Genomic DNA, 13788 nt, shown 5'->3' on the forward strand with positions numbered 1-13788 from the left:
GCGGGACCGCGCCCGCGAGCGGCGCGGGGGGCCGGGCGGCGGCGAGCGGCGCGCCGGGGTTGTCCGCGGCCTCGGCCAGCAGGCGGGCCAGCGCGTCGGCGAGCGCCCGCGCGCCTGCCGAGTCCAGCAGCCGGGTGTTGTGCCGCAGGTGCGCCTCGGTGCCGTCGGGCCCCTCCACGACCAGCAGGTGGGCGACGCCGCGCACCATGCCCAGGAACGGGGCCCACTCCACCGCCGCGCCGAGCCCGTCGAAGGACGGCGGGGCGATGCGCCGCCGGTAGCTCAGCGACACCGGCGCCAGCGCGGCGCGCGGGCGCAGGCCGCCGACGGCCCGCGCGTACGGGACCTGGCGGAACGGGCGCAGCGCGCGCATCTCCTCGCGCAGCAGCTCGCCGAGGTCGCGGAAGGTGTCCGCCGGTCCGGCCGCCACCGGCAGCTCGTTGACGAACAGGCCGATGGTGTCCGCGGTCGCTTCGTCCCTTGTGGACATGTCGACGGCGACCGCGGCGTCCGGGTTGCCGTGCGCGCGCAGCACCGCGTGCAGCGCGGCCAGGGTGGCCTCGAACCGGGACACCGCGGCGCGGTCGGGGGCCTCCGCCGCCCGGGACAGGTCGACCGTCGCCGAGCCGGCCGGCTCCGGGCGCGCCGGGGCGACGATGGTCCGGCCGAGGAGGACGACCTCGTCGAGGCGGGCGTCGCGCTCCTTCCAGAACGCCTCCGCCGCGGCCGTGTCGGGCTCGGCCGGCGGCTGTTCCTGCGCGCCGGCGGCCGGCGCGTCGAGGGGCTCGCCCCGGTACGCCGCGGCCAGGTCGCGCAGCAGGATGTCCTTGGACATCCCGTCGAAGACCAGATGGTGCGCCACCACCAGCAGCAGGTGCTCGTCCGGGCCCTGCTCGTGCAGCGTGAACCGGCACAGCGGGCCGGTCGTCAGGTCGAAGGGCTCCCGGATGGCGGCGTCGGGGTCGCCGCCGGCCTCGAGCCGCGGCGCCTGCGCGTCGAGGCGGACCGGTGCGCCGTCGCGCTCCTCGAACCGGCCGGCGAGCGCGGGGTGGCGGGCCACCACGGCGTCGCACGCGGCGGCCAGGCGGGCCCGGTCGAGCGGGCCGCGCAGCCGCACCGGCAGCGGCATGTGGTAGTTCGCCCCGGCGCCGCCGAGGCGCTCGGTGAGCCACAGCCCCGCCTCCGCATCGGTGGCGGTCCGGTGGGGCGAGGCATTGAGCATGGCCGAATCCTCCGAGGTCGTGGGCGTGACGGGTCGCTTCACGAAAGGAAAGTTCGCAATTCCCGGGACGGGTGGAAGGGCGGTGTCCGGGGTCGCCAGCGTGACAGTACCGAAAATCATCGATTCGGCAAGCCCTGAACGACCATGTGAAACTCCCGCTGCAACTCCTGCAAGAAACATGTCCCGGATTCGGCAGAATCTTGCATGATCGACACCCGTCGAGTACGTTGACCGAGCGCCGCACGTCCCGCCACACGCCGTCTCCCCGCCGCCTAGCCGAGGTAGCCGCCCGTGCCGCTCGCCCCGCCGCGACGCGTCGCGATCGTCAGCGTCCTGACCTCGCCGCTGGCCCAGCCGGGCAGTGGCGACGCCGGCGGCCTCAACGTCTACGTGGCGGAGGTCGCCCGCCGGCTCGCCGCCGCCGGCACCGAGGTCGAGATCTTCACCCGGGCCACCGCGCCGGAAGCGCCGGGCGTGGTGGCGATGGCGCCGGGGGTCGTGGTGCGGCACGTGGTGGCCGGCCCGCTCGGCGAGATGGACAAGGCCGACCTGCCCGGCGTGCTCGACGAGTTCACCGCCGGGCTGCTCGCCACCGGCGACGGCTTCGACGTGGTCCACGGGCACCACTGGCTGTCCGGGGCCGGCGCGCTCACCGCGGTGCGGGCCTGGGGCGTGCCCCTGGTGCAGTCGATGCACTCGCTGGGCAAGGCCAGGAACGCGAGCCTCGCCCCCGGCGACGCGCCCGCGCCGGAGCCGCAGATCGCCGGCGAGACCGCGGTCGTGGCGGCGGCGGACCGGCTGGTCGCCAACACGGCGCAGGAGGCGCGCCAGCTGGTCCGGCTGTACGGCGCGCGGCCGGCGCAGGTGTGCACCGTCCACCCGGGCGCCGACCTGTCACTCTTCCGGCCCGGCCCGGCCACGGCGGCCCGCCGGCGGTTCGGCATCCCGCCCGACGCGCTGGTGCTGCTGTTCGCCGGGCGGGTCCAGCCGTTGAAGGCACCCGACCTGCTGTTGCACGTGGCGGCGGCGCTGGTCCGCGAGCGGCCCGGGCTGGCCGACCGGCTGCGCGTGGTGGTGGTCGGCGGGCCGAGCGGCTCGGGGCGGGACAACCCGCACCGGCTGACCAAGCTGGCCGCCGGGCTCGGCGTCGCCGGCCTGGTACGGTTCGAGCCGCCCTGCCCGCAGGCCGAGCTGGCCGACTGGTACCGGGCGGCGACCGTGGTGGTGATGCCGTCCCGGGCGGAGACCTTCGGCCTGGTCGCGGTCGAGGCGCAGGCGTGCGGGACGCCCGTCGTCGGCGCGGCCGTCGGCGGGCTGCGCACCGCGATCCGCGACGGCGTCTCGGGCGTGCTGGTGGAGGGGCGCGATCCGGCGGCCTACGCCCGGGCGATCGGGCGGCTGGTCGCCGACCCCGACCGGCTGCGCCGGCTGAGCGCCGGCGCGCTCGCCCACGCCGCCGGCTTCGGCTGGGACGAGACCGTCGACCGGCTCCGCGAGGTGTACGCCGACGCGGTGGGTCAGCTCCGCTCCGCCGGCGCGAGCTCGGCCGGCGCGAACAGCTCCCGCTCGTAGCCGTCCGGGTCGACCGGCAGCGGCCCGCCGAAGAGGCGCACGTAGTGCTCGATGCCGCCCGCCGGCTGGGGCACGCCGTCGGACAGCGCGAAGCCGGTGCCCTCGACGGTCAGCTGGGTCCGGTGCGCGCGCAGCGCGGCCAGCTTGGCCGGCAGGTACCCGCCGGCGTCGATCCGGGTGGTGACCGCCGCGTCCGGGGTGCCGGCGCCCTGGGCCACCGACCGGGTCCGCCCGCCCGCCAGCGCCGACTCCGGCGTGACGACGGCGTACAGCCGGGCCGGCCGCCACGCCGGGTCGCAGCGCTCGAAGGCGGCCCGGGTCACCCGGTGCGCCTGCACGTGGTCCGGGTGCCCGTAGCCGCCGTCGGCCGCGTAGCTGACCAGCACCTGCGGGCGTACCTCGCGGATCACGCCGGCCAGCGCGGCGGACGCCTCGTCCAGGCCGGCCCGCAGGAAGCTGCGGGGATGGTCGTTGGCCGGCGAGCCGAGCATGCCCGAGTCGCGCCAGCGGCCGGGGCCGCCGAGGAACCGGTGGTCGGCGACGCCCAGCGCGGCGCAGGCGGCGTCCAGCTCACCGACCCGGTGCGGCGCGAGGAGCCCGTCCCGGTCCGCGGCCAGCCCGGCCAGCTCGGCGGGGACGATGTCGCCCTCCTCGCCCCGGGTGCAGGTGACGAGGGTGACCCGCGCGCCGGTCGCCGCGTAGCGGGCCATGGTGGCGCCGGTGCCGATGGACTCGTCGTCGGGGTGGGCGTGCACGAACAGGATGGCCGGGGGCATGGCGGCTCCGTTGCTCACTCGGGCGTACCGATGAATCGGGCGCGAAGGGTGTCCAGGTCGGCGGCGGACAGCCCCGCCGCGCGCAGGTAGGCGGCCACGTCCAGGCCGCCGGCCAGGTCGACCAGGGCCTGCCGGGTGTCGAAGCCCTCGGCGGCGAGGCGGCCCAGGGCGAGCCCGCCCCGGTCGACCTCGCCCAGCGCGGCGTAGAGCGGCCGCAGCCGCTCGCCGGAGCGCTCGTAGTCCTCGGCGATCGCGTGCGGGTCGACGCCGGCCAGGGCGAGCAGCAGCAGCGCGATGATGCCGGTGCGGTCGCGCCCGGCCACGCAGTGCACGGCGACGCCACCGGCCGGCGCGGCGGCCAGCGCGGCGAGCACCTCGGCGCACCGCCGCGGCCGGCGTTCCAGCAGCGAGCGCAGGTAGACCGGGGTGCCGAAGTACTCGCGCAGGCCGGCGTCGGCCGGGTCGTCGTCCAGCGGCAGGGAGATCACGGTGAGCCAGTCCGGGCGGTACCCGGTCCCGACCCGGTGCTCGCCGGGCGTGCGCAGGTCGATGACGGTGCGCACGCCGTGCGCCGCGACCGACCCCCAGCCCCGCCCGCTGAGCCGGTCGAGGGTGTCGCAGCGGACCACCGCGCCCCAGCGGGTCCGCGCGCCGGCGGCGCCCGCCAGCCCGCCCAGGTCGCGCACGTTGTAGCAGCCGTCCCACTCGAGGTCACGGCTCACGTGGACAGCCCCACGACGAACGCCTCCATCCCGCGCAGCATGGCCTCGGCGTGCGGGCCCCAGCCGGACTCCTGGCTCCACTCGAGGTCCAGGATGGCGCCGCGGCGGTCGTGCGAGACGGTGAGCATGTACCGGGCGCCGAGGTCCCGCGGCCGGCCGAAGGTGACGACGGGGTCCTCGGCGTCGCCGAACGCCTCGGTGACCGCCGCCCAGGCCGGCGCGGTGTCGTTGCCCGACGCCTCGGTGAGGTAGCTGAACCGCGGGTAGGCGACGCCGGTCTCGTACCGGTCGCCGAGGGTGTCCCGGCACATCGCCTCGGTGACCGCCGGGTCGGCGTTGGCGTAGCGGTGGCCGTGCAGCTGCTGCGCGGCGCAGCCGGCCAGGGCCGCGGCGAGGTCCGGCGCCGCCGCGGGCACGACGATCGGCATGGTCATGGTGGCCTTGCGGACGGAGCCGGCCGCGGCGCCGGTGAGCCGGTTGGCGGAGATGGCGAACAGCCCGGCCGCCGGGGCGTCCTCCGCCGCGCACACCGCGCTGCCGAAGGCATGCAGGAAGAGCGCCGCCGCCGGTACCCCGGTCCGCTCGGCGACGGCACTGGCCGCCGCGCCGGCCCGCCGGGACAGCAGGCACGCCGAGCGGAACCCGCGCGCGGCGGCGGGCTTGGCCGCGGGCCGCACTCCCGGCGGGCGGTCGCCGAGCGCGGCGGCCAGCCGGTCCAGCTGCCCCTGCCAGTACTCCCGGGCCCGTGCCTGGTACGCCCGTCCGGCCGGGCCGGCCTCCTCGGCGGCCACGTCCAGGGGCTGCTGCGCGGGCGCGGCGCCGGCGAAGGGCGAGCGGCCGGCGGCCCGGGCCCGGATCGCCTGCCCCAGCTCGCGGCGCAGCACCGCGAGGCCCCACGGGTCGATCGCCACGTGGTCGACGACCACGCCGACGGAGCGGGCCGCGCCGCCCACCGCGTGCACCACCACCTGGATCGGCCACTGCTCGCCGACCCGGAAGCAGGTGCGCCGCCAGCCCTCGTCCCGGCGCGGATCGGTGTCGCCGACGCGCAGGACCTCGTCGATGCGCTCGCCGACGGGCTCGGCGACCTGCAGGCGGCAGGCGCGGTCCACCATGGACCGCAGGCCCTCGTGGCGGTCGAGGACGTCGCGCACCGCGGCGGCCACCTGCGCCACCGGCACCCCGCCGCCGGGCAGTACGCCCCAGATGTTGTCCTCGAACGACGTCGGCGAGTCGGCGGGGATCCACTGGACCCACTCCTGCTGCGAGAGCGTCAGGCCGCCCTCGCGCAGCTCGACTGTCCTCAATGCAAACCTCCGCAAGCCGCTCGTCGATTCTTGATGCATTATCGTTCGGTCCTTGCCGGATGTCATCGCTATCTGTCAAAGTTCGAGCGTGACTGATGCGAGGGTCCCGCCGGCCCTGGCCACCACCGTGCGGCTCCTCGCCGACCGCGCGAGCGCCGAGCCGGACCGCATGGCGCTCGTCGTGGACGGGGTCGGCGCGCTCACCTTCGCCGGCTGGGCGGCCCGCGCCGAGGCGGCCGCGGCCGGCCTGGCCGCCCGCGGCGTGCGCCCCGGCGACCGGATCGGGCTGCGGTTCGGCGCCGCCGGCTGGGCCGACTACGCGGTCGGGTTCTGCGCCGTGCACCGGGCCGGCGCGGTCGCGGTGCCCGTCCCGGCCGGCGCGCCGCCCGGCGACCTGGACCGGATGCTCGGTGACTGCGCCGCGGCCGGGCTGCTCCACGAGGACGGCGCCGAGCCGGGCTGGTCCGCCGGCTGGACGGCGACGGTCGCCGCGCTGGAGGCGAGCGGCGGCACCGCGCCCGAGGTGCAGGTCCGCCCCGACCATCTGGCGCAGATCCTCTACACGTCGGGCACCACCGGCCGGCCCAAGGGCGTCGCGGCCACCCACGCCAACCTGACGTTCGGCTGCGGCGGGCGGCGCCGGCCGTTCGCGCACTCCGAACATCTGGCGCACGCCTTCCCGATCGGCACCAACGCGGCGCAGCTCATGCTCGTCACCGCCCTCGACGCGCGGCCCACCGTGGTGACGCTGCCCCGGTTCACGCCCGCCCGCTTCGCCGAGCTGATCCAGCGGTACGCGGCGGGCACCGTGTTCGTGGTGCCGGCGATGGCGATCGAGCTGCTCGCCGCGGCGGTGCCGGACCGCTACGACCTGTCCAGCGTGCTGCTGCTCGGCTCGGCCGCCGCGCCGCTGCCCGGCGAGGTGGCGTCCCGGCTGGTGACCGCCTTCCCGCGGGCGTCGCTGGTGAACTACTACACCTCGACCGAGGCGGCGCCGGCGCAGACCGTGATGATGTACGACCCGCAGCGCCCCGGCAGCGTCGGCCGCGCGCTCGCCGGCGGTCAGGTGCGCGTCGCGGTCGAGGGGGGCGGGCCGGAGCGGGTCGCCGCCGCCGGCGAGACCGGCGAGGTCTGGCTGCGCTCGCCCGCCGCGCCCCGGGCCTACTACGGCGACGACGAGGCCAGCGGGCGGGTCTTCCACGGCGGCTGGGTGCGCATGGGCGACCTCGGGTACCTGGACGCCGACGGCTACCTGTACCTGGTGGACCGGGCCGGCGACGTGGTGAAGTCCGGCGCGCACAAGATCTCCACGCTGCGCGTCGAGGAGGCGGTCTACCAGCACCCGGACGTGGTCGAGGCGGCCGTGGTAGGGGTGCCGCACCCGGTGCTGGGCAAGCGCCTGGCCGCCGCGGTGGTGGCCCGCGGGCCGCTCACCGCCGAACTGCTGCGGGCCTTCCTCGCCGAGCGGCTGCCGGCGCACGAGATACCCGCGCGGGTCGTGCAGGTCGACGCCCTCCCCCGCAACACCGGCGGCAAGGTCGACAAGCGCGCCGTACTGCAGATGCTCACCTGACATGGAGGTGCCCGTGGGCGACGAAGGAGATCTCCGCGAGCGGCTGGCCGGCGCGCTGGCGGCCTGTTGCGACGGCGAGCTGACCCCGGAGCAGATCGCCGCCGCGGACTGCTCGTTCACCGCCCTCGGCGTCGACTCGCTGGCGCTGGTGCGGTTCGTGGACGCCCTGGAGGCCGACTTCGGCGTCCGGGTGGACACGGGCGCCGGCTCGTGGTTCCTGACCGACCTGGACACCGTCGCCCGGCACGTCGCCGAGCAGCGCTGCGACACCGGTCGATGACCCGCACCTACCCGCTGTCGCCCGGCCAGCAGCGGCTGTGGTTCCTGCACCGGCTCGACCCGGCCGACGCCTCCTACAACGTGCCGGTCACCCTGCGCATCAGCGGCCCGCTGGACGCCGGCGCGCTGGAGCTGGCCTGGGACGAGCTGATGGCGCGGCACGACATGCTGCGCGTGCGGTTCCGCGACGACCGCGGCACGGCCGTGCAGTGGATCGACCGCCAGCGCCCGCCCCTGCAGCGACTGGAACCGGCCGCACCGTCCGATGTGGAGGCCGCCCGCGGCCTGCTGCGCCTCCGCGCCAACCAGCCGTTCGACCTGGTGACCGGCCCGGTGCTGCGGGCCGGGCTGATCCGGCTGGCCGACGACGACCACCTGCTCGGCATCGTGGTGCACCACATCGCCGCCGACGGCTGGTCGGTGGAGGTGCTGCTGCGGGAGCTGTCCGAGCTGTACGCCGCCGCCACCAGCGGCAAGCCCAACCCGCTGCCCCCGGTGGCCGCGTCGTACCTGGACCTGATCGCCGAGCGGCCGGCCGGGGCGGACGACGACGCGGTGGCGTACTGGACGCGCGAGCTGGCCGGCGCCCCGGCGCTGGAGCTGCCCACCGACCGGCCCCGCCGCCCGGTGCGCTCCGGCCGCGGCGGGCGGCACGCGTTCGAGCTGCCGGCCGGGCTGATGTCCGAGCTGGACGCGCTGGCCCGGGCCGAGCGGTGCACCCTGTTCACGGTGCTGCTCGCGGCGTTCCAGGTGCTGCTGGCCCGGCACAGCGGACAGCACGACGTCAGCGTGGGCACGCCGGTGCTGGGCCGGGAGGACCCGGACGACGCCGTGGTCGGCCACTTCGCCGGCACCGTGGTGATCCGCACCGACCTCGGCGGTGACCCGACCTTCCGCGAGGTGCTGCGGGCCACCCGGGCCCGGGTGCTGGGCGCCTTCGGCCATCCGGACGTGCCGTACGAGCGGGTCCTGTCCGGCCTGCGCGGCGGCGGCGACCGCAGCCGCACCCCGCTGTACCAGGCGATGTTCATGCTGCTGCACCAGCACGACACCAGGCCACGCCTGGGCGAGCTGCCGGCCGACATCTTCGACCAGGGCCTGGACCAGGCCCGCACCGACGTCAGCCTGGACGTGTACCGCCGGCCGGGCAACGCGCAGGCGGTGCTCGCCTACGACAGCGACCTGTTCGACCACGCCACCGCAGGGCGGTGGGCCCGCCGCTACCGCACCCTGCTGGCCGACGTGCTGGCCCGCCCCGGCGCCCGGATCGGCGAGCTGGCGCTGCTCGACCCGCAGGAGGGCGCCGAGCTGGCCCGGTGGAACGACACCGGCGAGGCGCGGCCGCGCACCGGCGCCTACGCCCGGTTCGCCGAACGGGTCGCCGAGCGGCCGGACGCCACCGCGATCGTCTGGTGCGGACGCCCGGTGAGCTACGCCGAGCTGGCCGCGCGGGCCGGGCGGCTGGCCGCGCTGCTGGAGGGCCGGTGCCCGCCCGGCGGGCTGGTCGCCGTGTGCCTGCCCCGCTCGCCGGACCTGGTGGCCGCGCTGCTGGCCGCCTGGCGGCTGGGGGCGGCCTACCTGCCGCTGGACCCGGAGTACCCGCCGGAGCGCATCGCGCTGGTCGCCGAGGACTCCCGGGCCGACGTGGTGCTGACCGAGCGGTCCCTCGTCGGCCGCTTCGGCGCCGCCCGGGTGGCGCTGGTCGACGACGCTCCTGCCACGGCCGACGCCGCCCCGGCTCGCGACACCGATCCGGAGGATGTCGCCTACGTGCTGTACACCTCCGGCTCGACCGGACGGCCGAAGGGCGTCGCGGTGCCGCACCGGGCGCTGGGCACCTTCCTGTCCGCGATGACCGGCATCTTCGGCGACCAGCGCGACGCCACGTGGCTCGCGCTCACCTCGCTGTCGTTCGACATCTCCGCCCTGGAGCTGATGCTGCCGCTGACCAGCGGCGGCCGGGTGGTGCTCGCCCCGGACGCCGCGCTGCGCGACGGCCCGGCGCTGCTGGAGCTCGTCGAGGCCGGCGGGGTCGACCACGTGCAGGCCACCCCGTCCGGCTGGCGCCTGCTGCTCGAGGCCGGCTTCACCGGGCCGCACGTCACCGCGCTCGTGGGCGGCGAGGCGCTGCCGGTGCCGCTCGCCGCCGAGCTGCGCGGCCGGGTCGCCCGGCTGGTCAACATGTACGGGCCGACCGAGACGACCATCTGGTCGTCCACCTGGGAGGTGCCGCCCGGGCCGCGGCGGGTCGCCATCGGCGGGCCGATCGCCGGCACCCGGCTGCACGTGCTCGACGACCGGCTGTTCCCGGTGCCGGTGGGCGTGGCCGGCGAGCTGTACATCGCGGGCGACGGGGTCACCCGCGGGTACCTGCGGCGCCCGGCGCTCACCGCCGAGCGGTTCCTGCCCGACCCGTCCGGGCCGCCCGGCGCCCGGATGTACCGCACCGGCGACCGGGTGCGCCGCCTGCCCGACGGCGGCGTCGAGTTCCTCGGCCGCACCGACAACCAGGTGAAGCTGCGCGGCCACCGCATCGAGCTCGGCGAGATCGAGGCGGTGCTCGGCCGGCACCCGCTGGTCCGCGCGGCCGCCGTGGTGGTGCGCGACGAGACGCTGGTGGCGTACGTCGCCGGCCCGGCCGAGGTGGCCGGCGAGCTGCCGGCGCACGCGGCCGCCGTGCTGCCGCCGTACATGGTGCCCGGCACCGTGGTGGTGCTCGACGAGCTGCCGCTGACCCCGAACGGCAAGCTGGACCGCAAGGCCCTGCCGGCGGTGGACGCGCGCGCGGCCGGGCCGGCGCGCCCGCACGCCGAGCCGGCCACGCCGGCGCAGCGGCAGGTGGCGGCGGTCTTCGCCGAGGTGCTCGGGGTGGACCGGGTCGGCGCCGACGACGACTTCTTCGCCCTCGGCGGCCACTCGCTGCTGGCCGCCAAGGCGGTGGCCCGCCTGGGCCGGGTGCCGATCGCCGAGCTGTTCGCCAACCCGACCGTGGCCGGCTTCGCCGCGGTGGCCGAGCGGCACGCCGGCGGCACCGTGCCGCTGGCCCGCCGGGCGGCCGGCGAGCCGGCCCGGCTCTCGCCCGCGCAGGCCCGGCTGTGGCTGATGCACCGGCTGGAGCCGGACAGCGCCGCGTACAACATGTACAACGTGTGGCGGCTGCGCGGCCCGCTGGACGTGGCGGCGTTCGCCGGGGCCGTCGCCGAGGTGGTCCGCCGGCACGAGGTGCTGCGCACCCGGTACCCGGAGACGGCCGACGGGCCGGTCGCCGTGGTGGAGCCGGACGGCCGGCCCGTACTGTCCGATGTAGACACCGTGGCCGGCGAGGACGAGGCGCGGGCCCGGGTGGCCGAGCTGGTCAACGCGCCGTTCGAGCTGACCGGCGCGGCGCCGCTGCGGATCCGGCTGTTCCGGCTGGCCGAGGACGATCACGTGTGCTGCCTGGTGCTGCACCACATCGCCGGCGACGGCTGGTCGCTGAACCTGCTGCGCCGGGAGCTGGCCGAGGCGTACGCCGGTCGTCCGGGGCCGCCGGGGCCGGTGCTGCAGTACGCCGACATCGACCCGGCGTACTGGCGGCTCGGCGGCGAGGAGCTGGCGTACTGGCGGTCCCGGCTGGCCGCGCCGACCGTGCTGGAGCTGCCCACCGACCACCCGCGCCCGGCCCAGCCCGCGCACCGGGGCGGCTTCCACGTCTTCGAGCTGCCCGGCGACGTCACCGACGGGCTGGAGCGGCTCGGCCGGTCCGGCGGCGCCACCCTGTTCATGGTGCTGCTCGCCGCCTACCAGGTGCTGCTGGACCGGCACACCGGCCAGACCGACGTCCTGGTCGGCTCCCCGGCGGCGGGCCGCGACCTGGTCGAGTTCGAGCCGGTCGTCGGGTACTTCACCCGCACGCTCGTGTTCCGCGGCGACCTCGCCGGCGACCCGACGTTCGCCGAGCTGCTCGAGCGGACCCGGCGCACCGTGCTCGAGGCGATCGGCCACCGCGACGTGCCGTACGAGGAGCTGCTCGCCGACCTCGGCGTGCAGCGCGACCCGAGCCGGACCCCGCTGTTCCAGACCATGATGATCCTGCACACCCAGGACGAGCAGGACGCCCCGGACCGCTTCGCCGACCTGGCGTTCGAGCTGTTCGACCCCGGCTACGGGCAGGCCAAGTTCGACCTGATGCTGGAGGGCTGGCGCACCCCGGGCGGGCTGCTGCTGACGCTCGACTACGACCGCGACCTGTTCGAGCCGGCCACCGTGGCCGCCCTCGCCGAGCGGTTCGCGCTGCTGCTGCGCGAGGTCGTCGCCGGACCCGACCGGCGCATCGGCGCGCTGCCCCTGCTCACCGGCGCCGACCGGCGGCGGCTGGAGAGCTGGGGAAGCGGCGGCGCCGCCCGGCGGCGGCCGGTGCCGCAGCTGTTCGCCGACACCGTGCGCCGCGCGCCGGAGGCCACCGCGCTGGTCTGCGGCGACGAGACGACCAGCTATGCCGAGCTGGCCGAGCGGGCCGCGGGCCTGGCGGGCCGGCTGCGCGGGCACCGGATCGTCGGGGTGTGCCTGGGCCGCTCCCCCGGCATGGTGGTGGCGCTGCTCGCGGCCTGGCACGCGGGCGCGGCCTACCTGCCACTCGACCCGGCGTATCCCCCCGATCGGCTGGCCGCCATGGTGGCCGACGCGGGCGCGACCGCGGTGGTGACCGACGCCGCGCACGCCGGGCTGCTGCCGGACGGGGTGCAGCTCGTCGACGTGGCCGCCCCCGGCCCGCCGGCGGTGCCCTGCACGCCGGGCCCCGACGCCTACGTGATCTACACGTCCGGGTCCACCGGCACCCCCAAGGGCGTGCTGGTGGAGCACGCCGCGCTGGCCGCCCGGGTGGCGTGGATGCTGCGGCGGTACGGCCTGGGCCCGGACGACCGGGTGGTGCAGTTCGCCTCGCTGAGCTTCGACACCCACGCCGAGGAGATCTTCCCGGCCCTGGCCGCGGGCGCCGGCGTGGTGCTGCTGCCCGACGGCGGCCGGACGCTGCCCGACTTCCTGGCCACCGGCCCCCGGGTCACCGTGCTGGACCTGCCCACGGCGTACTGGCACCAGCTGGTCGACCTGATCGACCAGGTGCGCTGGCCGGAGGCGCTGCGGCTGGTGATCCTGGGCGGCGAGCAGGCGCACGCCGCCGCGGTCGCCCGGTGGCGGGAGCACTTCGGCGACCGGGTGGCGCTGCTCAACACCTACGGCCCGACCGAGACCACCATCATCGCCACCGCGGCGCTGCTCGACGCCTCCGCGGACCGGCCGCCGATCGGGCGGCCGATCGACGGCACCAGCGCCGCCGTGCTCGACCGGGCGGGCCGTCCGGTGCCCCCGGGCGTCGCCGGCGAGCTGGCCATCGGCGGCGCCGGGGTGGCCCGCGGCTACCTGGGCCGTCCGGCGCTGACCGCGGAGCGCTTCGAGCCGGACCCGCTCGGGCCGCCCGGCGCGCGGCGGTACCGCACCGGCGACCTGGTCCGCTGGCGGGCCGACGGGCAGCTGGAGTTCCTCGGCCGGATCGACGACCAGGTCAAGGTCCGTGGCTTCCGGGTCGAGCCGGGCGAGGTGGAGGCGTGCCTGACCGCGCACCCGGCGGTCGGCGACGCGGCCGTGATCGCCGACGGCGACCGCCTGGTCGGCTTCGTCGTCGGCGAGGTCACCGACGCGCAGATGCGCCGCCACGCCGCGGCCGCCCTGCCGCCGCACCTTGTGCCGAGCCTGTTCGTCGCCGTGGACCGGCTCCCGCTCACCGTGACCGGCAAGGTCGACCGGGACGCGCTGCGCCGCCGGGCGGCCCGCCACGAGCGGCCGGCCGCCGCCCCCGCGCCGGCGGCCCGGGTGGCACTCACTGACGTGGAGCGGCTCGTCGCCGAGGTCTGGCGCGACGTGCTCGGCGTCGCGCCGACCGGCGCGGAGCAGGACTTCTTCGCGCTGGGCGGGCACTCGCTGTCGGCGCTTCGGGTGACCGCCCGGGTTGGCGCGGCCGTCGAGGCGGCGGTGCCGATCCGGACCCTGTTCGAGCAGCCGACGCTTGGCGGTTTCGCCGCGGCGGTCGAGGCGCTGCTGCTCGCCGAGCTCGACGGGCTCAGCGACGAGGAGGCCGCCCGGCTGCTCGCCGAGGCGGACGAGGAGATGGGGCAGCAACCGTGAGCGACACCGTGGTCGTCGTCAACGACGAGGAGCAGTACTCGATCTGGGCCACCGGCCGGGAGCTGCCGGACGGCTGGCGGGCCGAGGGGTTCGCCGGCACCCGGGAGGAGTGCCTGGCGCACATCGAGGCGGTGTGGACCGACATGCGGCCCCGCTCGCTGCGCTGATCCCCGGG

Annotated in this window: 9 protein-coding genes; 5 read left to right on the forward strand and 4 right to left on the reverse strand. The window is 77.1% G+C overall.

Translation table 11 applies throughout. The features are described from left to right. Window positions 1–1222: condensation domain-containing protein (locus tag ABD352_RS37650; protein ID WP_344617338.1), on the reverse strand; the 1222-nt coding region annotated here is incomplete at its 3' end. A gap of 291 nt (window positions 1223–1513) precedes the next feature. On the opposite strand from ABD352_RS37650, the gene mshA reads away from it, so the two are divergent. Next, complete coding sequence (gene mshA, locus ABD352_RS37655) at window positions 1514–2794, forward strand: D-inositol-3-phosphate glycosyltransferase (RefSeq protein WP_344617339.1); 1281 nt, start codon at window positions 1514–1516, stop codon at window positions 2792–2794. On the opposite strand, the gene mshB is transcribed toward mshA, so the two are convergent. Genes mshB through ABD352_RS37670 form a run of 3 tightly spaced genes read right to left on the reverse strand, consistent with a single transcriptional unit; the run spans window position 2740 to window position 5599 of the window. Next, window positions 2740–3570 carry an N-acetyl-1-D-myo-inositol-2-amino-2-deoxy-alpha-D-glucopyranoside deacetylase gene (gene mshB, locus ABD352_RS37660; protein ID WP_344617340.1) on the reverse strand — a complete coding sequence of 277 codons (831 nt, stop codon included), beginning with the start codon at window positions 3568–3570 and terminating at the stop codon, window positions 2740–2742. The genes mshA and mshB overlap by 55 nt on opposite strands. A 14-nt stretch (window positions 3571–3584) precedes the next feature. Next, window positions 3585–4292: a tyrosine-protein phosphatase gene (locus tag ABD352_RS37665; RefSeq protein WP_344617341.1), complete on the reverse strand. Its 708-nt coding sequence runs from the start codon at window positions 4290–4292 to the stop codon at window positions 3585–3587. Continuing rightward, complete coding sequence (locus ABD352_RS37670) at window positions 4289–5599, reverse strand: condensation domain-containing protein (RefSeq protein ID WP_344617342.1); 1311 nt, start codon at window positions 5597–5599, stop codon at window positions 4289–4291. Before ABD352_RS37670 ends, ABD352_RS37665 begins: the two co-directional genes overlap by 4 nt. Window positions 5600–5687: 88 nt before the next feature. On the opposite strand from ABD352_RS37670, the gene ABD352_RS37675 reads away from it, so the two are divergent. Genes ABD352_RS37675 through ABD352_RS37690 form a run of 4 tightly spaced genes read left to right on the forward strand, consistent with a single transcriptional unit; the run spans window position 5688 to window position 13780 of the window. After that, window positions 5688–7172, forward strand: coding sequence for a class I adenylate-forming enzyme family protein (locus ABD352_RS37675; RefSeq protein WP_344617343.1), 1485 nt, complete (start codon window positions 5688–5690; stop codon window positions 7170–7172). Window position 7173: 1 nt separating this feature from the next. Then, window positions 7174–7452, forward strand: a complete 279-nt coding sequence (locus ABD352_RS37680) for an acyl carrier protein (protein ID WP_344617344.1) — start codon at window positions 7174–7176, stop codon at window positions 7450–7452. Beyond that, window positions 7449–13613, forward strand: a complete 6165-nt coding sequence (locus tag ABD352_RS37685) for an amino acid adenylation domain-containing protein (RefSeq protein ID WP_344617345.1) — start codon at window positions 7449–7451, stop codon at window positions 13611–13613. Before ABD352_RS37680 ends, ABD352_RS37685 begins: the two co-directional genes overlap by 4 nt. Continuing rightward, window positions 13610–13780, forward strand: coding sequence for an MbtH family protein (locus ABD352_RS37690; protein ID WP_344617346.1), 171 nt, complete (start codon window positions 13610–13612; stop codon window positions 13778–13780). The genes ABD352_RS37685 and ABD352_RS37690 overlap by 4 nt, the downstream gene beginning before the upstream one ends. Window positions 13781–13788 lie beyond the last annotated feature (8 nt).

Origin of the sequence: Dactylosporangium salmoneum, assembly GCF_039532525.1 — a bacterium.
Classification (GTDB): Bacteria; Actinomycetota; Actinomycetes; order Mycobacteriales; family Micromonosporaceae; genus Dactylosporangium; species Dactylosporangium salmoneum.

Bases quoted from the DNA above. Each gene is read 5' to 3' on its own strand.
- mshB (WP_344617340.1), bottom strand. From the start codon at position 3,570: ATGCCCCCGGCCATCCTGTTCGTGCACGCCCACCCCGACGACGAGTCC.
- ABD352_RS37680 (WP_344617344.1), top strand. From the start codon at position 7,174: ATGGAGGTGCCCGTGGGCGACGAAGGAGATCTCCGCGAGCGGCTGGCC.
- ABD352_RS37685 (WP_344617345.1), top strand. From the start codon at position 7,449: ATGACCCGCACCTACCCGCTGTCGCCCGGCCAGCAGCGGCTGTGGTTC.